This window comes from Exiguobacterium oxidotolerans JCM 12280 (genome assembly GCF_000702625.1).
GTDB lineage: Bacteria > Bacillota > Bacilli > Exiguobacteriales > Exiguobacteriaceae > Exiguobacterium_A > Exiguobacterium_A oxidotolerans.
The window spans coordinates 1,605,001-1,624,992 of sequence record NZ_JNIS01000001.1; the positions used below are offsets into that span (position 1 = coordinate 1,605,001).

The 19,992-nt window shown below is 47.6% G+C and carries 22 protein-coding genes and 2 rRNA genes (1 of these 24 only partly in view); 23 read left to right on the forward strand and 1 reads right to left on the reverse strand.

The window, feature by feature from the left end; translation table 11 throughout:
* The 11 genes from P403_RS0108145 to rsmI form a co-directional block, all read left to right on the forward strand.
* A 23S ribosomal RNA gene (locus P403_RS0108145) occupies nt 1-1,196 on the forward strand; it begins 1,719 nt to the left of the window's first position.
* Between the two features lie 46 nt (nt 1,197-1,242).
* Nucleotides 1,243-1,358 (forward strand): 5S ribosomal RNA (gene rrf, locus P403_RS0108150).
* 68 nt (nt 1,359-1,426) lie between these two features.
* A complete protein-coding gene (locus P403_RS0108155; protein WP_029332192.1) occupies nt 1,427-2,848 on the forward strand; it encodes an aminotransferase class I/II-fold pyridoxal phosphate-dependent enzyme in 1,422 nt (473 codons plus the stop codon).
* Nucleotides 2,845-3,483 (forward strand): dTMP kinase, encoded by a 639-nt coding sequence (gene tmk / locus P403_RS0108160; protein ID WP_029332193.1) that lies wholly within the window; start codon nt 2,845-2,847, stop codon nt 3,481-3,483. Before P403_RS0108155 ends, tmk begins: the two co-directional genes overlap by 4 nt.
* Nucleotides 3,480-3,809 (forward strand): cyclic-di-AMP receptor, encoded by a 330-nt coding sequence (locus P403_RS0108165; protein ID WP_029332194.1) that lies wholly within the window; start codon nt 3,480-3,482, stop codon nt 3,807-3,809. The genes tmk and P403_RS0108165 overlap by 4 nt, the downstream gene beginning before the upstream one ends.
* Nucleotides 3,809-4,801, forward strand: a complete 993-nt coding sequence (locus tag P403_RS0108170) for a DNA polymerase (RefSeq protein WP_029332195.1) — start codon at nt 3,809-3,811, stop codon at nt 4,799-4,801. The genes P403_RS0108165 and P403_RS0108170 overlap by 1 nt, the downstream gene beginning before the upstream one ends.
* A 6-nt stretch (nt 4,802-4,807) precedes the next feature.
* Nucleotides 4,808-5,638: a PSP1 domain-containing protein gene (locus tag P403_RS0108175; protein ID WP_029332196.1), complete on the forward strand. Its 831-nt coding sequence runs from the start codon at nt 4,808-4,810 to the stop codon at nt 5,636-5,638.
* Nucleotides 5,635-5,997, forward strand: a complete 363-nt coding sequence (gene yabA, locus P403_RS0108180; protein ID WP_029332197.1) for a DNA replication initiation control protein YabA — start codon at nt 5,635-5,637, stop codon at nt 5,995-5,997. Before P403_RS0108175 ends, yabA begins: the two co-directional genes overlap by 4 nt.
* A 49-nt stretch (nt 5,998-6,046) precedes the next feature.
* Nucleotides 6,047-6,784, forward strand: coding sequence for a tRNA1(Val) (adenine(37)-N6)-methyltransferase (locus tag P403_RS0108185; protein ID WP_029332198.1), 738 nt, complete (start codon nt 6,047-6,049; stop codon nt 6,782-6,784).
* A complete protein-coding gene (locus P403_RS0108190) occupies nt 6,777-7,031 on the forward strand; it encodes a GIY-YIG nuclease family protein (protein ID WP_029332199.1) in 255 nt (84 codons plus the stop codon). The genes P403_RS0108185 and P403_RS0108190 overlap by 8 nt, the downstream gene beginning before the upstream one ends.
* A complete protein-coding gene (gene rsmI / locus P403_RS0108195; RefSeq protein WP_029332200.1) occupies nt 7,028-7,885 on the forward strand; it encodes a 16S rRNA (cytidine(1402)-2'-O)-methyltransferase in 858 nt (285 codons plus the stop codon). The genes P403_RS0108190 and rsmI overlap by 4 nt, the downstream gene beginning before the upstream one ends.
* A 42-nt stretch (nt 7,886-7,927) precedes the next feature.
* On the opposite strand, the gene P403_RS0108200 is transcribed toward rsmI, so the two are convergent.
* A complete protein-coding gene (locus P403_RS0108200; RefSeq protein WP_012368944.1) occupies nt 7,928-8,224 on the reverse strand; it encodes an AbrB/MazE/SpoVT family DNA-binding domain-containing protein in 297 nt (98 codons plus the stop codon).
* Between the two features lie 340 nt (nt 8,225-8,564).
* Between P403_RS0108200 and metG the strand changes: the two genes are divergently transcribed.
* The 12 genes from metG to pth all read left to right on the forward strand — a co-directional run bounded on the left by metG (nt 8,565) and on the right by pth (nt 19,987).
* Nucleotides 8,565-10,517 carry a methionine--tRNA ligase gene (metG, locus tag P403_RS0108205; RefSeq protein ID WP_029332201.1) on the forward strand — a complete coding sequence of 651 codons (1,953 nt, stop codon included), beginning with the start codon at nt 8,565-8,567 and terminating at the stop codon, nt 10,515-10,517.
* Nucleotides 10,518-10,575: 58 nt separating this feature from the next.
* Nucleotides 10,576-11,343: a TatD family hydrolase gene (locus P403_RS0108210; protein WP_029332202.1), complete on the forward strand. Its 768-nt coding sequence runs from the start codon at nt 10,576-10,578 to the stop codon at nt 11,341-11,343.
* Nucleotides 11,340-12,620 (forward strand): 3D domain-containing protein, encoded by a 1,281-nt coding sequence (locus P403_RS16940; protein ID WP_029332203.1) that lies wholly within the window; start codon nt 11,340-11,342, stop codon nt 12,618-12,620. Before P403_RS0108210 ends, P403_RS16940 begins: the two co-directional genes overlap by 4 nt.
* 69 nt (nt 12,621-12,689) lie before the next feature.
* Nucleotides 12,690-13,247, forward strand: a complete 558-nt coding sequence (gene rnmV, locus P403_RS0108220) for a ribonuclease M5 (RefSeq protein ID WP_029332204.1) — start codon at nt 12,690-12,692, stop codon at nt 13,245-13,247.
* Nucleotides 13,244-14,122 (forward strand): 16S rRNA (adenine(1518)-N(6)/adenine(1519)-N(6))-dimethyltransferase RsmA, encoded by an 879-nt coding sequence (rsmA, locus tag P403_RS0108225; RefSeq protein WP_029332205.1) that lies wholly within the window; start codon nt 13,244-13,246, stop codon nt 14,120-14,122. Before rnmV ends, rsmA begins: the two co-directional genes overlap by 4 nt.
* 84 nt (nt 14,123-14,206) lie before the next feature.
* Nucleotides 14,207-14,446, forward strand: a complete 240-nt coding sequence (locus P403_RS0108230) for a Veg family protein (protein ID WP_012368950.1) — start codon at nt 14,207-14,209, stop codon at nt 14,444-14,446.
* Nucleotides 14,447-14,542: 96 nt separating this feature from the next.
* Nucleotides 14,543-15,403 carry a 4-(cytidine 5'-diphospho)-2-C-methyl-D-erythritol kinase gene (gene ispE, locus P403_RS0108235; RefSeq protein WP_029332206.1) on the forward strand — a complete coding sequence of 287 codons (861 nt, stop codon included), beginning with the start codon at nt 14,543-14,545 and terminating at the stop codon, nt 15,401-15,403.
* A 69-nt stretch (nt 15,404-15,472) separates the two neighbouring features.
* Nucleotides 15,473-16,312 (forward strand): pur operon repressor, encoded by an 840-nt coding sequence (purR, locus tag P403_RS0108240; RefSeq protein ID WP_029332207.1) that lies wholly within the window; start codon nt 15,473-15,475, stop codon nt 16,310-16,312.
* 162 nt (nt 16,313-16,474) lie between these two features.
* Nucleotides 16,475-16,786 (forward strand): septation regulator SpoVG, encoded by a 312-nt coding sequence (gene spoVG / locus P403_RS0108245; protein WP_029332208.1) that lies wholly within the window; start codon nt 16,475-16,477, stop codon nt 16,784-16,786.
* Between the two features lie 166 nt (nt 16,787-16,952).
* A complete protein-coding gene (gene glmU, locus P403_RS0108250) occupies nt 16,953-18,302 on the forward strand; it encodes a bifunctional UDP-N-acetylglucosamine diphosphorylase/glucosamine-1-phosphate N-acetyltransferase GlmU (RefSeq protein ID WP_029332209.1) in 1,350 nt (449 codons plus the stop codon).
* A gap of 69 nt (nt 18,303-18,371) precedes the next feature.
* Nucleotides 18,372-19,328, forward strand: coding sequence for a ribose-phosphate diphosphokinase (locus P403_RS0108255; RefSeq protein ID WP_029332210.1), 957 nt, complete (start codon nt 18,372-18,374; stop codon nt 19,326-19,328).
* 101 nt (nt 19,329-19,429) lie between these two features.
* The gene (gene pth / locus P403_RS0108260) at nt 19,430-19,987 is read left to right on the forward strand and encodes an aminoacyl-tRNA hydrolase (protein WP_029332211.1); all 558 of its coding nucleotides are present in this window, start codon (nt 19,430-19,432) and stop codon (nt 19,985-19,987) included.
* Nucleotides 19,988-19,992 lie beyond the last annotated feature (5 nt).

Genomic DNA, 19,992 nt, shown 5'->3' on the forward strand with positions numbered 1-19,992 from the left:
AAATGGTCCCGTAACTTCGGGAGAAGGGACGCTCTACATGAGTAGAGCCGCAGTGAATAGGCCCAAACGACTGTTTAGCAAAAACACAGGTCTCTGCTAAATCGCAAGATGACGTATAGGGGCTGACGCCTGCCCGGTGCTGGAAGGTTAAGGGGATGGGTTAGCGCAAGCGAAGCTTTGAACCGAAGCCCCAGTAAACGGCGGCCGTAACTATAACGGTCCTAAGGTAGCGAAATTCCTTGTCGGGTAAGTTCCGACCCGCACGAAAGGCGTAACGATTTGGGCACTGTCTCAACGAGAGACCCGGTGAAATCATAGTACCTGTGAAGATGCAGGTTACCCGCGACAGGACGGAAAGACCCCATGGAGCTTTACTACAGCCTGATATTGAGGCTTTGTGCATGATGTACAGGATAGGCGGGAGACGTCGAGACCGGAGCGCCAGCTTCGGAGGAGTCACCCTTGGGATACCGCCCTTCATGCATAGAGTCTCTAACTCGCAGCCGTAATCCGGCTGGAGGACCGTGTCAGGCGGGTAGTTTGACTGGGGCGGTCGCCTCCTAAACAGTAACGGAGGCGCCCAAAGGTTCCCTCAGAATGGTTGGAAATCATTCGTAGAGCGCAAAGGCAGAAGGGAGCTTGACTGCGAGACCTACAAGTCGAGCAGGGACGAAAGTCGGGCTTAGTGATCCGGTGGTTCCGCATGGAAGGGCCATCGCTCAACGGATAAAAGCTACCCTGGGGATAACAGGCTGATCTCCCCCAAGAGTCCACATCGACGGGGAGGTTTGGCACCTCGATGTCGGCTCATCGCATCCTGGGGCTGGAGTAGGTCCCAAGGGTTGGGCTGTTCGCCCATTAAAGCGGTACGCGAGCTGGGTTCAGAACGTCGTGAGACAGTTCGGTCCCTATCCGTCGTGGGCGCAGGAAATTTGAGGAGAGCTGTCCTTAGTACGAGAGGACCGGGATGGACGCACCGCTGGTGTACCAGTTGTTCCGCCAGGAGCATCGCTGGGTAGCTACGTGCGGACGGGATAAATGCTGAAAGCATCTAAGCATGAAGCCCCCTCCAAGATGAGATTTCCCTTTGAGTAATCAAGAAAGACCCCTCAGAGACGATGAGGTAGATAGGTCACGGGTGGAAGCATGGTGACATGCGGAGCTGAGTGATACTAATCGGTCGAGGCCTTGTTCTAGCAGATGATTGTTGATGACTTCAGTTTTGAGGGCGCGAGCCCGTCGTCTGGTGACGATAGCCAAGTGGTCACACCCGTTCCCATGCCGAACACGGAAGTTAAGCACTTGAACGCCGAAAGTAGTTGGGGGCTTCCCCCTGTGAGGATAGGACGTTGCCAGGCAATTGAAAAGGACCGATCTGCATCTTGCAGGTCGGTCTTTTGTATTTTAAAAATAAGAGGTGTATTTCATGAAAAGTCAGCTTCCAATCATTGAGGCGCTTAAGCGACATGTCGAACGTAAGGCAACATCCTGGCACGTTCCTGGTCATAAAAATGGATCACTCGTATTAGGTCTACCTGATTTTTTTGAATGGGATAAAACAGAACTAGCTGGCTTAGATGATTTTCACCATCCGACGGAAGCGATTCTAGAAGCAAAAGCATTGTTGCGTGAAATCTATGATTCGGAAGATAGTCATTTTTTAATCAATGGTTCAACAAGTGGTAACTGGGCAATGCTTGCGGCTGTGACTAAACGAGGAGATCGCGTCTACGTTCAGAGAAATTCACATAAGTCGATTTTTAATGCACTCGAATGGTTAGGATTGTCTCCAATCTTCATGAGCCCTGAGTATGATGAAGAAACACAAATCGCCGGCAATGTTTCACGTGAAACATTAAAGGAAGCGTTAACATCTTATCCGGGTGGAGTCGCGGTATTTTTAACTTCACCGAGTTACTATGGAGAAACAGCAGCTATCGAAGAAATCGTAGCAGTGACAGCACGTTATAAAATACCATTATTAGTTGATGAGGCACATGGTGCGCATTTTGGAGAAGCAGTTGGAATCCGTTCAGCCTTTGAACAGGGCGCTACAGCTGTCGTCCAATCTGCTCATAAGACGTTACCGGCATTGACGATGGGGGCTTGGATTCATGAGCGATTAACGGATGTACAACGTCGTAAGCTCCACCATGCACTCCAGTCGTTTCAAACATCAAGCCCTTCGTATCTCATCATGGCTTCGCTCGATTATGCTCGATACTATCGACAGCAGTGGACGATTGATGAAATGGAAGAGGTCCGGAACAGTCATCAACTGTTCAAAGACGAACTCGACGGACTAGAAGGAATGCATGCTTTTACTTTTGATGATTGGTCACGCGTGATTCTTTCCTATGAGAACTATTCCGGAGAACAGTTACTCGATGCATTAGCCAATGAAAAAATAGATGCAGAGTTTGCTTTAGCTTCATTTGTCGTCTGCATTTTACCTCTTCACAAATTATCGGAAACTGTACGAACTCAGTGGTTAAGACAGGTAAAAGATGCGATTGAAAAGTTGAAAATGAAAGGAATTCCCTCAAAAAGGTATATCGAGCAATCAATTATGGGTAAAATAAAAGTATCATCACTCGCTTGCCCACTGGATCAGTTAGAGGAGAGGGAATATCGGAATCTTCCGCTTCGTGAAACGATTGGTCAGATTGCACTTGAAACGATTATTCCATATCCGCCAGGTATTCCAGTCTTGTTGCGAGGAGAGCGTGTGACAAAAGAACAGATAGTATGTATTGAGCATCATATAGCCGCATCCGTCCATCTTCAGGGTGGAGAGTCTTTGCAAGAAGGTACGTTGCGTGTCATAGAGGAAGGGTTTGTTGAATGAAGGGAACGTTTATTACAGTCGAAGGACCAGATGGTGCAGGGAAAACGACACAGCTTCAATTGATGGCAGAAGGATTAAAACGACAGGGATATCAGGTCGTCATGACACGGGAGCCAGGTGGGACACGCATTGGTAATGAGATTCGTTCGTTGATTCTGAATCCAGATTTCACGGAGATGGATGAAATGACAGAAATTTTATTGTATGCGGCGTCACGGGCGCAGCACGTCAATGAATTGATTCGTCCGTCACTTACAGCTGGGACGGTCGTTTTATGTGATCGTTTCGTTGATGCCTCGATTGCGTATCAAGGATATGGACTCGGGTATTCAATTGAACAGATCCGTAACGTCAATCAGCAAGCAACAGGAGGATTAACCCCTGATCGAACGTACTTGTTTGACTTGACGGTCATGGACTCGAAAAGACGAATGATTGAACGAGGGGCGCTTGACCGGATCGAGCAACGGGATGATGCATTCAGAGAACGTGTCTATCATGGCTTTTTATCATTAGCCACGTCAGAACCGGAACGCATTCGATTGATTGACGCCAATCAATCGATTGAAGCGGTCCAGTCGCTATTGTTAGAAGATGTGTTAGCCTATTTGAAGAAAAGGGAGAGATTATCATGAAAATGGTCATTACGATTGTTCAAGATAAAGATAGCTTACGTTTAGCAGAAGCGCTTGTTGAAAATGATTTCCGGGCAACCAAACTTGCGACGACGGGCGGCTTTTTAAAAGAAGGTAACACGACCTTCATGATTGGGGTCCAAAGCGAGCGTGTTGATGATTTGATGCGTTTGATCAAGAAAAATTGTTCGAGCCGCGATCAGATGGTCTCACCGATCTCACCGATGGGTGGACATGCCGACTCGTATATTCCTTATCCGGTTGAAGTCCAGGTCGGGGGCGCGACAGTCTTCGTCTTGCCAATCGAAGGGTTTCATCAGTTCTGATGCGGACATTTCATGAGCTTGAACAAACACAATCCGTCATTTCGACGATTCTTCAAAATTCTTTACGAGCAAATCGAATCAATCATGCTTATATCTTTACGGGAGACTATGAGCCGCTTCTTTTGGAAGCGGCTCAATTGTTCGCCAAGAGTTTATTTTGTGAGCGGAAAGATCAAGTCGAGCCGTGTAATGAATGTCGAAGCTGTCGACGGATGGATAGCGGAAACCTTGTCGATTACTACCAGATTGAGCCAGATGGGGCAACCATCAAAAAAGAACAAATCCAGCAATTGATGCATGACTTGTCACTTCGGGGGTTAGAAGGGGATCGGCAAATCTATGTCGTGACGCAAGCACACCGGATGACGCCGCAAGCAGCGAATAGTTTATTGAAGTTCTTTGAAGAACCGGGCGAAGGAAAAGTAGCGATTCTACTAACGAATCAGCCACAACTGTTATTACCGACGATTCGTTCTCGTGGACAACTGTTAAGTTTTCGACCGGCCGATCGTGTGATGATTGGACAAGTTTTATCGGAAAAAACGTCCCGAGATGCGGAGTTAACCCAACTTGCGGCTCGCGTCTATTCAAAAATTGATGATGCGGAGCAAGCCTTAATCGAAGACTGGTTTGTAAATGCGCGAGCGTCAGTGTTACAATTGATGGAGGAATTAGCGAATCGTCCGGCAGACTTGCCTTTGTTCGTTCAAGAGAAGTGGATTAATCAATTTAAGAATCGGCAAGACGTCCGGATTGGTCTAGAACTCGTGACGTGTTTCTTCGAAGATGCCTTGCATCTGAAGTTGAATCCATCATGGGAGATCATTACGTATACGAATAGCCGACCATTACTTGAGCAGATGGGTGGAAAGAGTCAGGCGACGATCACCCGCTGGTTGCAGGCAGTACTTGCAGCCGTCAAACGGGTCGAAGCGAATGTTAATCCTCAATTAACAGTTGAGCGTCTCATGTTTGACTTACAGAAAGGGTAGAGCGATATGCTAGAAGTAGTAGGCGTTCGCTTTAAAGAAGCGGGCAAAATTTATTATTTTGCACCTGGACAAGAGTCATTATCACGAGGACAAGCCGTCATCGTGGAGACAGTACGGGGCATTGAATATGGCGAAGTGGTAATCGCTGATAAACAAATGGACGAGGAAGATGTGGTCTTACCATTAAAATCAATTCTTCGGATTGCTGATGATAAAGATGCAATGATCGTCCGTGAAAATAAAGTAGCAGCACTTGATGCACATGCAGTGTGTGTCGAAAAGATTCGCGAACATAAGCTCGATATGAAACTCGTGGACGTCGAATATACGTTTGATCGTAATAAAGTCATCTTTTACTTCACAGCGGAAGGCCGCGTCGACTTCCGGGAACTCGTTAAAGATTTAGCAGCAGTCTTCCGGACACGGATTGAGTTGCGCCAAATCGGAGTGCGGGATGAAGCGAAATTGCTCGGTGGAATCGGGCCGTGCGGCCGTGTTCTCTGCTGTTCATCGTTCTTAGGTGAATTTGAGCCGGTCTCAATCAAGATGGCGAAAGATCAAAACTTATCACTGAACCCAACGAAGATTTCCGGGGTCTGTGGCCGTTTAATGTGCTGTTTGAAATACGAGAACGATACGTATGAAGAAATGCGACGTGATCTACCGGATTACGGAAAACGTCTGACTGTACCAGAAGGCGAAGGTCGTGTCGTCGGATTGAACATCCTCGATCAAGTAGTTCAAATCGAACTGAAAGACCGTTCCCGCGTTCTGACTTATTCGATGGAAGAATTGTTATCCGTCGGTGCCGTAAAACAAAAACGACCAAAAGAATGACGGGGTGCATACGCGTGGAGAGAGTCGATAAAAAAGAAATCATTACGCGTGTCGATGCGATCGAGCAACAGATTCATTTGCTGACTGAGCATCTGAGCGTATTAAAAGATCAGCTTGCTTACATGATGGAGGAAAATCAACACCTCTACCTCGAAAATCATCACCTGCGTGAGAAGGTGGAGCGAGACGAACAACAACCGATTACAGAAGAAGCGGAAGCCGAAGCGTTAGTAGGTGCCGGATACGATAACCTCGGTCGCCTCTATCAAGAAGGATTCCACATTTGTAACTTGCACTACGGTCAAGTCCGTAAAGACGGGGATTGCCTGTTCTGCTTGTCCATGTTAACGAAACATTGAGAGGCTGACTTCCTAGGAGTCAGTCTTTTTTTCAGAAAGGAAGACACATATGCTTGAATTATTACCAGATGAACGACTCGACCATCTCCTCGGAAGAGACGGCCGCATCATTCAAAGTCCAACCGTCTTTTCTTATTCACTAGATGCTGCGTTACTTGCGCAATTCGTCTGGGTCCCAATCCGCCAAGGCAAGTTAGTCGATTTGTGTGCCGGGAATGGCGCGATTCCGCTCTTTTTATCGTACCGGACGAGTGGAACGATTACGGGACTCGAAATTCAACCACGCCTCGTCGAGATGGCACGTCGGAGTATTACGTTAAACGAAAAGGAAGAGCAACTCCAAATGATTGAAGGGGATGTCAAAACGGCAGGAAAACAACTTGGCTACGGTACGTATGATGTCGTGACCTGCAACCCGCCATACTTTTTAGCGAATGAATCATCGAATCGAAATGAGAGTGAACATTATACGATTGCCCGACATGAAGTCTTATGTACACTCGAAGATTGTATTCGTTCAGCCGCCGACTTACTTAAACAAGGCGGGAAAACGGCATTCGTCCATCGTCCGGAACGTTTACTCGACATCGTGACCCTGATGCGTCAGTACCGGATTGAGCCGAAGCGGATGCAATTGATTTATCCGAAGGCAGGGAAAGAAGCGAATATGCTGTTGATTGAAGGCATCAAGGACGCAAAACCTGGCTTAAAAGTCCTTCCTCCCTTCATCGTCTACGAGCAAGACGATACGTATACGGCACAAATGCGGGAACACCTGAATGTCTAAGCATGCGATCTATATCGTGCGTTGCCGTGATGGGAGTCTGTATACAGGGTACGCTGTCGATGTCGAGAAGCGTGTTGCGACACACAATACGGGTCAGGGTGCGAAGTACACACGGGCACGGCTACCGGTCGTCCTTGCGTACACAGAGTCGTTTGAGACGAAATCGGACGCACTGAAACGCGAGTATGCGATCAAGCAATTGACACGTGCGAAAAAAGAACAGCTTATTCAAGGAGGGACGTCATGAAGGCAACGAGTAGTTTTAAGGATCAAACGAATGGCTTATATATCGTACCGACACCAATCGGGAACTTAGAGGATATGACGTATCGAGCCGTGCGCATTTTACAAGAGGCCGATATCATCGCGGCAGAAGATACACGCCAGACGATGAAATTGTGCAATCACTTTGAAATCGACACGAAACTCGTCAGTTATCACGAACACAATAAGCAAGTTAGCGGTGAACGGCTGCTCGAAGACTTATTGTCGGGGAAACAGGTCGCCCTCGTCTCCGACGCTGGAATGCCCGGGATTTCTGATCCGGGGAGCGACTTAATCCGACTCGCGATTGCAGCAGACATCCCGGTCGTCGTCTTACCTGGTGCGAATGCGGCATTGACGGCACTCGTCGCGTCCGGTCTACCGACGGAACGTTTTTTATACTATGGCTTTTTACCACGCAAGAAAAAAGAGCGGCGTGAAGCACTCGAGACGTTACGTTATGAGCAAGGAACATTGATTTTTTATGAAGCGCCACACCGGTTAAAGGAAATGCTTGGAGGTCTCCTCGAAATACTCGGTGATCGCCAACTCACGCTTGCCCGCGAGTTGACGAAGCGTTATGAAGAATACATTCGTGGATCGGTGACGGAAGCGTTAGACTGGGCGAAAGAAGATGTCCGTGGCGAATTTGTCGTCATCGTCGAAGGAACGACAGAGGAACGTCCGAGCGAAATCCAGCAAGAAGCAGATCCACTCGACCAAATCGAACGGTATATCGCGGATGGTGAAAAACCGAATGCAGCGTTAAAGCGTGTCGCGAAGGAACGGGGACTTGACCGACAAGCCTTATACTTGTCCTATCACGAGTCGAAATGAAAAAAAGGAAGCGTACCGAATCGGCGCGCTTCCTTCTTGGTGTTATTCGTTTCCTGCGTAATGACGATCGAGGAAATCTTTTAACTCAACGAGGACACGTTGTGCGCCATCTGGAGAGAGAATTAATTTTCCGTCTGCTAATTTGAAGTTGTCTTCTGATACTTCACCTGTGACTTGGCAAGTCATGTTTGGTTTGTATTTTTTAAGAATGATTTGCTCGTTATCAACGTAGATTTCGAGTGCATCTTTCTCTGCGATTTGAAGTGTGCGGCGAAGTTCGATTGGAATGACTACCCGGCCGAGCTCGTCTACTTTACGTACAATACCTGTTGATTTCATTTTGTTGTTCCTCCTCTGGATGTCTAAGTCTCTGTTTTTTTGGAAAATCGTCAAAATTCGACATCACTTCTATAGAATGTAGAATACTAAACTTTCCAAAAGTAGTCAACCAATCTGAATAGCTTGAAATCAAAATGTCATTTATTTCTCAAAAAAGCCATAATTGAAACGATTTATTAATAGTTTTTCCCTTTTTAAAGGAATTCAAACTATTTAGTGTGTTTTTTTGTAATTTGATGTCTGATGTCAAAAAATGTTTCGATTCGACAAAAAACGAGTTTCGACAGCGGCGGTAGAACAGCGTATAATAATGGAATGAACAATAGAACGGAGGAATAACATGGCAAAAACATTTTATATCACGACACCGATTTATTATCCTAGCGCGAAGCTACATATCGGTCATGCGTACACGACGGTCGCAGGAGACGCGATGGCCCGTTATAAACGTCTTCAAGGATTCGATGTGCGTTACTTAACAGGAACGGATGAGCACGGACAAAAAATTCAGGAAAAAGCAGCTGAAGCAGGTATTTCTGAACAAGCATTCGTCGACGGTGTCGTCGAGCAGATTAAAGTCTTGTGGGATCGTCTCGATATCTCGTATGACGATTACATTCGGACGACAGAACCACGCCATAAGAAAGTCGTCGAACACGTTTTTGAGACGTTACTCGAAAAAGGTGATATCTATCTTGGTGAATACGAAGGTTGGTATTCGATCCCGGATGAGACGTATTACACGGAATCACAGTTAGTGGATGGAAAAAGTCCAGATAGCGGCCATCCCGTCGAACTTGTTCGTGAGGAATGTTATTTCTTCCGAATTAGTAAGTATGCCGATCGTTTAGTCGAATACTTTGAAGCGAATCCATCGTTCATCTTACCGGAATCACGGAAGAATGAAATGATCAACAACTTCATTAAACCAGGTCTCCAAGATCTTGCCGTCTCACGGACGACATTTGATTGGGGTGTCAAAGTCCCATCGAATCCGAAACACGTCGTCTACGTTTGGGTGGATGCCTTGACGAACTATATCTCGTCACTCGGTTACGGGACGGATGATCAAGGAAACTTCGACAAGTACTGGCCAGCAGACGTTCATCTCGTCGGAAAAGAAATCGTTCGTTTCCATACGATCGTTTGGCCGGCACTCTTGATGGCACTCGACCTTCCACTGCCGAAGCAAGTTTTCGCGCACGGCTGGTTGTTGATGAAAGACGGGAAGATGTCGAAATCAAAAGGGAACGTCGTTGATCCGATTCCGATGATTGATCGTTACGGTCTCGATGCCCTTCGTTATTACCTCTTACGCGAAGTCCCATTCGGTTCAGATGGCATGTTTACACCGGAAGCGTTCGTTGAGCGGATGAATTTTGATCTTGCAAACGACCTCGGGAACTTACTCAACCGGACGATTGCGATGGTCACGAAATACTTTGATGGGGTCATCCCGACCTATGCGGGAAATGTTACGCCGTTCGATGCGACATTGTCGACGCTTGCGAAAGAAACAGTCGAGAAGGTCGAGGCTTCGATGGAACATATGGAATTCTCGGTTGCCTTAGCGCACGTCTGGCAATTAATCAGTCGCGCGAACAAGTACATCGACGAAACACAGCCGTGGGTACTCGCGAAAGATGAAACGAAGACGAATGAACTCGGCTCGGTCATGGTCCACCTCGTTGGAACGCTTCGTCACGTTGCGATCATGTTGCAACCGTTCATGACGCAATCGCCGACCGAGATGTTCCGTCAGCTCGGTCTTGCTGGTCAGCCGATGAACTGGGAAGCACTCGAACAGTTCGCGTCGATTGAAGAAGGAACAAAAGTCGGTACCGCTGAACCGATTTTCCCGCGCCGCGACATGAAAGAGGAAGTCGAAGCAATCGTCGAAATGATGCAACAAGCATCTGCTGCCCGAGTTGAGGAAGAAGAAGTCGAAGAAACAGATGAAGATGTTCGTCCAGAAACGACGATTGATGTCTTTGATCAAATTGAGCTACGTGTCGGCGAAGTCGTCACAGCAGAAAAAATCAAAAAAGCAAAAAAACTGTTGAAGTTAACGGTCGACATGGGGAAAGAAACACGCCAAATCGTTTCAGGCATCGCTGAATGGTACGAGCCGGAAGACCTAGTCGGTCGGAAGGTCATCGTCGTCGCGAACTTGAAGCCGGTCACTCTCCGTGGCGAATTATCGCAAGGTATGGTGCTTGCGGCTGAAAAATCAGGTAAACTTGAACTAGCGACCGTCCCGTCAACGATGGCGAACGGTGCCAGTGTAAAATAATTCGGATGCCTGTGGACTTCACGTCACAGGCATTTTTTTGAAAAAGGAGTCGAGGATATTGTTAATCGATACACACACACATTTAAATTCCGATCAGTTCGACGGAGACGTCGAAGAAACGATTGAACGCGCACGCGCGAACGGAGTCTCACCGATGATCGTCGTCGGATTCGATCATAAGACGATCGACCGGGCGATGGAACTCGTCGAACAGTATGACGACCTGTATGCCGTCATCGGTTGGCATCCCGTCGATTCAATCGATTTTGATGAGGAGGCGTACGCGAAAGTCGAACGGTTGATGGACCATGAGAAAGTCGTCGCCCTCGGTGAAATCGGTCTTGATTATCACTGGGATACGTCACCAAAAGATGTCCAAGAAGCGGCGTTCCGTAAACAAATTCAACTCGCGAAGAAAAAGAATAAGCCAATCGTCATCCACAACCGGGAAGCAACGGAAGATACGTTACGTATTCTCGAAGAAGAAGATGCAAAAGAAGTCGGTGGGATTCTCCATAGCTACAGCATGAGTGCCGAGCTGTTACCCCGTTGCCTAGCGATGAACTTTTATATTTCACTCGGTGGACCGGTAACGTTTAAAAATGCGAAGATGCCAAAACGTGTCGCTCAAGAAGTTCCGCTTGATCGGTTACTCGTCGAGACAGATTGTCCTTACCTGACACCGACACCATACCGCGGCAAACGCAATGAACCAGCGTACGTCCGGTTCGTGGCGGAAGAAATCGCGCAACTGCGTGGCATGATGTATGCCGATATCGAACAAGCGACAACAGAAAACGCGAAGCGGGTCTTCCTTCTCCCATGATGCGTTCGTTCTCTTATATCGCGACAGGGTGTGCCTTATTGTTAATTGCGAGTCTGATCTACTTGGCGATGGATCATCCGCGTGACGTCACTATCATGATTGACGGACAAGAACAACACGTCAAGACGATAGAAACATCAGTCTATGGTGTCTTACGTGAAAATGGAATCGAAGTGAGAGCGGAGGATGACATCGAACCTTCGCGCAGTGCGGATTTACCAAAGAACGGTTTGATTGTCATCCAACGTGCAAAAGAAATTACGATGATTGTCGGATACGGTCAAGCACAGACGGTTCGGACACATGCTCGTCTTGTATCGGATTTATTGAAAGAACGTGGCATCGTCCAAGCCGATACCGATGATGTATACCCTTCGATCCATGCCGTCTTGACGACCGGGATGACAGTCCGGTTCCGTGAAGCATTTCCGGTTGACGTCGTCATCGGAGGACGAGCCAGTCAAGTCTATACGTACCAAACGACCGTCCGTGAGCTCCTTGCGAAACAAGGAGTGACGTTACAAGCAACAGACCGTGTTGCGCCGAGCCTCGATACCGTTGTCTCGGAAGATACGCTCGTCACCGTCAATACGACGCGACGGGCGACCTTAACGGAAGAACAGTTGCTTCCGTTCGATGTCGAGCAAGTAGAAGATCCGACATTACCGAAAGGACAACAACTTGTAACGACGACGGGGCGTCCTGGAATCAGGACCCAAAAGTACGAATTGACGCTCGCTGACGGGCTCAGTAAAGAGAAGAAGTTACTGACCGATGAAGTAACGAGTGAACCGGTGAAACAAATCATTAAAGTCGGGACAAAACCGATTGAACGAGTAGAAACACCGGCACCTGTCTTCAATGAAGAGGAGGCAACGACGCCATTGACGGTCGCACCGGAAGTCACGGCAGACTTAGACTTCAAGAATGCGAAGACGCTGATGGTCGAGGCGACGGCCTATACGAATGACCCGGCATCGAACGGGAGTCAATTGTATGATGGGCGTGCATTGACAGCGACGGGGTACGATGTCACGGATACAATCACCTATCAAGGGTTACCGATCGTCGCCGTCGACCCGAAAGTAATTCCGCTCGGGACGAAAGTGTATGTCGAGGGAGTCGGACTGGCGGTCGCGCTCGATACGGGTGGCGCCATTAAAGGCAATAAAATTGATGTCCTCGTCAATGGTGAACAGACGGCGAAGACGTTCGGGCGGAAGACCGTCAAGCTTTGGGTCATTCCGAATGAGTCGGGCACGGAAGCGGGCAGTTGACGCTTCCTTGTTTTTTTCGTGGAAACAGGTACAATTACGGAAGTGTTTGAAGAAGGTGGAGAAGAACTGATGCAAAAACGCTTAAAAGAAGTCATCGTCGTCGAAGGACGTGACGATACGACACGACTACAGGAAGTATTCAATGTCGATACAATTGAAACGAACGGCTCTGCCGTCAATGAGCAAACGTTACAACGAATTGAAAAAGCACTCGAACGCCGAGGCGTCATCGTCTTCACGGATCCAGACTTTCCGGGTGACCGGATTCGCGCACGTATCAATGAACGTGTTCCGGGATGCAAACAAGCCTATCTGCCACGTGCGGACGCAAAAGATAAACGCGGTAAAATCGGTGTCGAGCATGCTTCGCCGCAGGCAATCGAACGTGCACTCGCAGCCGTTTATGAAACAGAAGAAGTCCATGTCGCAGAAGTGACACGGGATATGATACTTGCAGCAGACTTAATCGGTGGTCCGTCAGCATCGTCACGTAGACGTCGGCTCGGACAGTTGCTTGCGATTGGTGAACCGAATGCGAAACAACTCGTCAAACGCGTCGCTTCGATCCGGATCACAAAAGAGGAATGGGACGCTGCACTGAGACAGCTAGAGGAGGAACAAGATTGAAAGACATCGCAACACTACACCGGACAAAGGAAATCCTTGCGCGACACGGATTTTCATTTAAGAAGTCCTTAGGACAAAACTTTTTAATCGATTTGAACGTACTCGCGAACATTGTCGGCGCTGCTTCGTTAACAAAGGAGAGCGGTGTTCTTGAGATCGGACCGGGAATCGGGTCGTTGACGGAACAGTCCGCGAAACAGGCGAAAAAAGTCGTCGCCCTTGAAATCGACCAACGGCTGTTACCGATTTTAGATGATTCGCTCTCACCTTATCCGAACGTCAAAATCATCCATGGAGATGCACTTGAACTGGATCTCGAAACGATTGTCAACGAGGAGTTCACACAAGAAGGAATTACGGATCTTGCGGTCGTCGCAAACTTACCGTACTATGTCACAACACCAATCATCATGCGGATATTAGAGGCGAAAGCACCATTCCGGACACTCATCATGATGATTCAAAAGGAAGTCGCGGAACGAATCGGTGCGAAACCAGGTACAAAAGCGTATGGTTCATTATCGATTGCGATTCAATACTATGCGGAAGCGGAAGTCTGTTTCACGGTGCCGAAGCAAGTCTTTATTCCCGCTCCGAACGTCGATTCGGCTGTCATCCGCTTGAACATCCGAAAAGAGCCGGCCGTCCAAACGAAAGATGAAAAATTATTCTTCGAAGTCGCGCGTGCAAGTTTCGCCCAGCGTCGGAAGACGATTTTAAATAATTTGTCGAGCCACTTCGGAAAAGCAGAAAAAGAAGCTGTCGAAGCCGCGCTGCATGAAGCAGGTATCGACCCAAGACGTCGTGGTGAAACGCTCAGCTTGCAGGAATTTGCACAGCTTGCAGACGCACTTTTGCCGATTAAAAAACGTTGACGGTAGCGAAAAGAAAAGATATAATATTGCCTCTTTCTAATATTTAATTAATATGCTATAATAAATATTAGTGAGGTGAAGCGTATGCCAAAGACGTTGAACGAAATCAGACATGTTTTCGAAACACATGTTGGTGAAAGACTGACGCTAAAAGCAAGCGGCGGTCGTAAAAAGGTCGTAACCCGAATCGGAACGCTCGTTGAGACGTATCCTTCGGTGTTTGTAGTCAAGCTAGACGCAGAGCGCCACAATGTCGAGCGAGTTTCTTATAGCTACGCTGACGTGTTAACCGACTCCGTACAAATCGAATTTGCGAATTCGTAAACTTACCTTCCGAAGCGGACAGAAATGTTCGCTTCTTTTTTTGTGGAAAGGTTGATACAATTCGTACAGGATACGTACTAGAGGAGGAACGGCACGATGACGATTATTGTAAAGGCACCAGCGAAAATCAATTTAGTGTTGGATGCAACGGCGAAGCGGACAGATGGTTACCATGATGTACATATGGTGATGACGACAGTAGACTTAGCGGATCGCTTAGAGTTGACGGAACTTCCGTCAGGGGAGATTCGGATGAATGCGCAGCACGCCTATGTCCCGAACGACGAGCGGAACTTGGCTTACAAAGCGGCAGCCGTCTTAAAGAAAAAATTTAACATCCAGGCTGGAGTAGAGATTTATCTTGAGAAACAAATTCCGGTCGCAGCGGGTCTTGCCGGCGGATCGAGTGACGCTGCCGCGACATTACGCGGTTTAAATGATTTATGGCAGCTCGGATTGACGCTCGAACAACTCGCAGAAATCGGTGCAGAAGTCGGTTCGGATGTCCCGTTTTGTGTCATGGGCGGGACGGCGATCGCGACAGGACGTGGTGAAAAGCTTGAAAAATTGATTGCTCCGCCTCCGTGCTGGGTCGTGCTTGCGAAACCAACGATCGGTGTGTCGACGGCAGACGTTTATGGCGCACTCGATTTGACGACGGCCAAACGACCGGATGTCGAAGCGATGATTACAGCTGTTAAAGAGCAGGATTTTACGGCGATTTGTCAATCACTTGGTAATGTTCTTGAGTCGGTCACGTTACCGATGCACCCGGAAGTCGAGCAAATCAAGGATTTCATGACGAGTTGCGGGGCGGAAGGTGTCTTGATGAGCGGGAGTGGTCCAACGGTTTTCGCGTTGACGGAACATGAGAACCGAGCCCAACGTCTCTATAATGGCTTAAGAGGTTTTTGTAACGAAGTCTACGTCGTTCGTCTTTTAGGCGAAAACCATTGATAATATCCGTATGAAAATGATATATTCACTAGTGAATATTCGGAATTACGGAGAGGTGGAACAATTTAGATGAAAATTCGGAGAAGTGGTCGGTTAGTCGATATGACACGTTATCTACTCGACCATCCGCATCATCTGATCTCATTGACAATTTTCGCAGAACGCTATAAATCTGCAAAATCGTCAATCAGTGAAGATTTAGATATCGTGAGTGAAATGTTAGAGCATGAAGGAACAGGACGACTCGTCACAGTCCCTGGGGCTGCGGGCGGTGTCATGTTCATTCCGACATGGAGTAGCGAAAAAGCATTACCGTTCATCGATGATTTATGTGAACGCGTCGCACGGCCAGATCGTCTGTTGCCGGGTGGGTATTTGTATCTGACAGATTTACTTGGCAATCCACGGATGGTCAAGCAGATGGGACAAGTTTTTGCATCTGTCTTCAGTCAGAAAAAAGTTGATGTCGTCATGACGATTGCGACAAAAGGAATTCCGCTTGCTTACGCCGTCGCTGAACAACTCGGTGTACCGTTCGTGATCGTACGCTCGGATAGCCGCGTCACGGAAGGGTCGACCGTCAGCATCAATTACGTATCAGGCTCATCAAAAGCGATTCGGACGATGGCGCTTGCGCGACGAAGTCTTCCGCGCGGAGCGAACGTCTTGCTGATTGATGACTTCATGAAAGCTGGGGGAACGATTCGTGGGATGATGAGTTTACTGAGCGAGTTCGAAGCGAAAGTAGCCGGTGTCGGGGTCTTGATTGAAGCAGAAGGTGCCGAGAAAAAGATGGTCAGTGAATACGTCAGCTTAATGAAACTTGCCGACGTCGATGTCGATCTCGGACAAATTCAAGTGAAGCGTGGGAACGTCGACCAGTATTTCACAAGTGATGGGAATACCTGAATTTGACACATGATTTATTTGAAACTATACTGTAATTATCAAACTTTTGGAAATTATGCCTAAAAAGATTGGAAAAAGCTAAACCTTTATTTGTTTTGAACCGTAAGTAGAAGTAGACAACGAAGAGTTGTGACATCGGTTACTAAAAGGGGTGCGGACAAAATGAACGTTACGGACGTTAAAATTCGTCGCGTCGTGGCAGAGGGGCGCATGAAAGCACTCGCCTCGATTACGCTCGATCACGAATTCGTAGTACACGATTTACGTGTGATTGAAGGGAACAGTGGTCTCTTCGTCGCGATGCCAAGCAAACGGACGCAAGAAGGCATCTTTCGTGATGTCGCTCATCCAATCAATGCATTAATGCGAAAAAAGGTCGAAGATTCAGTACTAGAAGCATATGTGTTGCGTGAAGAAAATGAAGAAGTGAATGATCTAGAGATGACGCCAGTCGAATTAACGGATCGTCCTTAATAGAAAAGATCGGTTGCCGTATTGCGGTGGACCGATTTTTTTGTGGATTTTTCATCAATTTGACTCGGTACTGTGATTGAATAGTGACCTCATTTTCGTTATAGTTGGTACGAGTGTACTATTTCTGAACGAAATCAACACTAATTTACGTGGAGGAGCGACAAGGATGAATCATTTCGCGGTAATTCTAGCAGCTGGTAAAGGAACACGCATGAAATCAAAACTCTACAAAGTACTCCACCCAGTAGCTGGGAAACCTATGGTACAACACGTCGTGGACCAACTCGCGACACTTGGCGTCAAACGCCAAGTCGTAATCGTTGGGCATGGTGCGGAGTCTGTAAAAGAAGTGCTTGGCACATCGGTGGAATATGCGCTTCAAAGTGAGCAGCTTGGCACAGGTCATGCTGTTCAAATGGCAGAACCGGTACTTGGAAACGAAAAAGGATCGACGCTTGTCGTCTGTGGGGATACACCACTCTTAACGAGTGAGACGTTAGCTGCGTTACTCGACCACCATGCAGAAACGGGTGCAAAAGTGACCGTCTTGACGGCTCATGCGGATGATGCGACTGGATATGGTCGGATTATTCGTGGTGAAGAGGGACATGTTTCAAAAATCGTTGAACATAAAGATGCGACAGAACAAGAACTCGCGATTAAAGAAATCAACACAGGGACGTACGTGTTTGATAATGAGTTGTTGTTCGCTGCGTTAAAACAAGTCAAAAACGATAATGTCCAAGGCGAGTATTACTTGCCGGATGTCATCGAAATCGCAAAAGCAGACGGTGAAACGATCGCTGCCTATGCGGCGCCGACGTTTGAAGAAACAATCGGTGTCAATGACCGGGTTGCACTCGCACAAGCAGAGACGTCGATGCGAAAGCGGACGAACGAATATTGGATGCGTCAAGGTGTCACATTCATCGACCCGGCATCGACCTATATCGGACCAGATGTTACGATTGGTTCGGATACGACGCTCTACCCGGGGACACAGTTGCTCGGGAAGACGGTCATCGGGTCTGAATGTATCATCGGACCGAACAGTGACATCCGTAACAGTGAAGTGGCAGATGCTGCCGTCGTCCGTCAGTCGGTCGTAACCGATAGCCGGATCGGACAAGCAGCACAAGTCGGTCCATTCGCGCACTTGCGTCAGCAAGCGGTGCTCGGAGCGAACACGCGTGTCGGTAACTTCGTTGAAGTCAAAAAATCGACGTTCGGTGAAGGAAGCAAATCGGCACACTTGAGTTACGTCGGAGACGCAACGATTGGTAAAAACGTCAACTTAGGATGTGGATCAATCACCGTCAACTATGATGGAACAAACAAGTTCGAAACGGTCATCGAGGATGATGCGTTCATCGGTTGTAACGTCAACTTGATTGCCCCGGTCACAGTCGGTAAAAATGCACTCGTCGCAGCAGGTTCGACAGTGACAGATGATGTTCCGGAAAACGGTCTTGCGATCGCCCGTGAGCGTCAAACGACAAAACCTGATTATCGTTAATTCAGCTCCACCGTATTCATTACTTGTCGCTCTACTCGTCTAAACCAAACAAATGGAGGCCACCTAAACATGTCTACTGTCTTAGAACATGAAATTCGTATTTTCGCACTCAACTCGAACAAACCACTGGCAGAGGAAATCGCTAAGGTCATCGGAATTCCCGTTAGCGAAAGTTCAGTCAAACACTTCAGTGATGGCGAAATCTCGATGAACATCGAAGAAAGCGTTCGCGGAGATGATATCTACATCATCCAATCGACAAGTCAGCCGGTCAACGAGAACTTGATGGAGCTCCTCATCATGATTGACGCATTAAAACGTGCTTCTGCACGGACGATCAACGTCGTCATGCCGTATTATGGTTATGCCCGTCAAGACCGTAAAGCACGTTCGCGTGAACCGATCACAGCAAAACTTGTTGCGAACTTACTTGAAGTCGCAGGAGCGACACGTGTCGTCACGATGGATCTCCATGCTGCTCAAATCCAAGGTTTCTTCGATATTCCAGTAGATCAGTTAATGGGTGTTCCACTTCTTGCTACTTACTTCGAGAAGAAAAACATCGACCCAAATGAACTCGTCATCGTTTCTCCAGACCATGGCGGCGTTACACGGGCACGTAAATTAGCAGAACAATTAAAAGCACCGATCGCAATCATCGATAAGCGTCGTCCGAAACCGAACGTCGCGGAAGTCATGAACATCGTCGGTCAAGTCGATGGCAAAATCGCCATCATCATCGATGACATCATCGATACGGCAGGAACGATTACACTTGCTGCGAACGCGTTAATCGAAAATGGGGCGAAACAAGTTTATGCTTGTTGTACACACCCTGTTCTTTCTGGTCCAGCGATGGAACGGATTGAGAACTCAGCGATTGAAGAGCTCGTCGTCTTGAACACGATCGACTTGACGCAACGTGAATGCGCAAGCAAAATCAAACAAATTTCTGTCGCGCGGTTACTTGCAGAAGCAATCATCCGTGTCCATGAACAAAAATCAATCAGCCCGCTCTTTAGCTGATCAACAAACAGATACGAACGATGAGGTCCGGTTTTTTTGAAATCGGACCCTTGTTCGTGCTTTTTTTTCATCAAAGGAAATAAACAAAAGGAGGTAGCGATATGAAATGTATCGTCGGTCTAGGAAACCCTGGAGCTAAATATACGAACACACGTCACAACATCGGTTTCCTCGCGATTGACGCGTTGGCGGAGGAACACGGAATAAAATTATCCGAGTCGAAGTTTAAAGCAGTCTTCGGAACGGGAATGATAAATGGGGAACGTGTTGTGCTCGTCAAACCATTGACTTACATGAATCTATCCGGGGAAGCAGTTCGTCCGCTTCTGGATTTTTATAAAATCGCGGTTGAAGACGTCCTCGTCATCTATGATGATCTCGATCTGCCGCTTGAAAAGATGCGTCTTCGCTCAAAAGGAAGCGCCGGTGGGCATAATGGTGTCAAGTCGCTTATTCAGCATTTAGGCACACAAGAAATTAAACGCTTAAAACTCGGTGTCGGTCGTCCGCCTGCTCCGATTCAAGTCATCGATTGGGTCTTGATGCCGTTCGCAAAAGCAGAACAACCTGTCTTGCGGGAAGTGTTGGCGGACGCTGTGAAAATCGCGACAGACTTTACCGATACACCATTTTTGGCGTTGATGAATCGCTATAACTGAACGAA

What these genes read in the sequence shown, in the direction of transcription:
- P403_RS0108155 (WP_029332192.1), top strand. Translation starts at nt 1,427, where the DNA reads ATGAAAAGTCAGCTTCCAATCATTGAGGCGCTTAAGCGACATGTCGAA.
- tmk (WP_029332193.1), top strand. Translation starts at nt 2,845, where the DNA reads ATGAAGGGAACGTTTATTACAGTCGAAGGACCAGATGGTGCAGGGAAA.
- P403_RS0108165 (WP_029332194.1), top strand. Translation starts at nt 3,480, where the DNA reads ATGAAAATGGTCATTACGATTGTTCAAGATAAAGATAGCTTACGTTTA.
- P403_RS0108170 (WP_029332195.1), top strand. Translation starts at nt 3,809, where the DNA reads ATGCGGACATTTCATGAGCTTGAACAAACACAATCCGTCATTTCGACG.
- P403_RS0108175 (WP_029332196.1), top strand. Translation starts at nt 4,808, where the DNA reads ATGCTAGAAGTAGTAGGCGTTCGCTTTAAAGAAGCGGGCAAAATTTAT.
- yabA (WP_029332197.1), top strand. Translation starts at nt 5,635, where the DNA reads ATGACGGGGTGCATACGCGTGGAGAGAGTCGATAAAAAAGAAATCATT.
- P403_RS0108185 (WP_029332198.1), top strand. Translation starts at nt 6,047, where the DNA reads ATGCTTGAATTATTACCAGATGAACGACTCGACCATCTCCTCGGAAGA.
- P403_RS0108190 (WP_029332199.1), top strand. Translation starts at nt 6,777, where the DNA reads ATGTCTAAGCATGCGATCTATATCGTGCGTTGCCGTGATGGGAGTCTG.
- rsmI (WP_029332200.1), top strand. Translation starts at nt 7,028, where the DNA reads ATGAAGGCAACGAGTAGTTTTAAGGATCAAACGAATGGCTTATATATC.
- P403_RS0108200 (WP_012368944.1), bottom strand. Translation starts at nt 8,224, where the DNA reads ATGAAATCAACAGGTATTGTACGTAAAGTAGACGAGCTCGGCCGGGTA.
- metG (WP_029332201.1), top strand. Translation starts at nt 8,565, where the DNA reads ATGGCAAAAACATTTTATATCACGACACCGATTTATTATCCTAGCGCG.
- P403_RS16940 (WP_029332203.1), top strand. Translation starts at nt 11,340, where the DNA reads ATGATGCGTTCGTTCTCTTATATCGCGACAGGGTGTGCCTTATTGTTA.
- rnmV (WP_029332204.1), top strand. Translation starts at nt 12,690, where the DNA reads ATGCAAAAACGCTTAAAAGAAGTCATCGTCGTCGAAGGACGTGACGAT.
- P403_RS0108230 (WP_012368950.1), top strand. Translation starts at nt 14,207, where the DNA reads ATGCCAAAGACGTTGAACGAAATCAGACATGTTTTCGAAACACATGTT.
- ispE (WP_029332206.1), top strand. Translation starts at nt 14,543, where the DNA reads ATGACGATTATTGTAAAGGCACCAGCGAAAATCAATTTAGTGTTGGAT.
- purR (WP_029332207.1), top strand. Translation starts at nt 15,473, where the DNA reads ATGAAAATTCGGAGAAGTGGTCGGTTAGTCGATATGACACGTTATCTA.
- spoVG (WP_029332208.1), top strand. Translation starts at nt 16,475, where the DNA reads ATGAACGTTACGGACGTTAAAATTCGTCGCGTCGTGGCAGAGGGGCGC.
- glmU (WP_029332209.1), top strand. Translation starts at nt 16,953, where the DNA reads ATGAATCATTTCGCGGTAATTCTAGCAGCTGGTAAAGGAACACGCATG.
- P403_RS0108255 (WP_029332210.1), top strand. Translation starts at nt 18,372, where the DNA reads ATGTCTACTGTCTTAGAACATGAAATTCGTATTTTCGCACTCAACTCG.
- pth (WP_029332211.1), top strand. Translation starts at nt 19,430, where the DNA reads ATGAAATGTATCGTCGGTCTAGGAAACCCTGGAGCTAAATATACGAAC.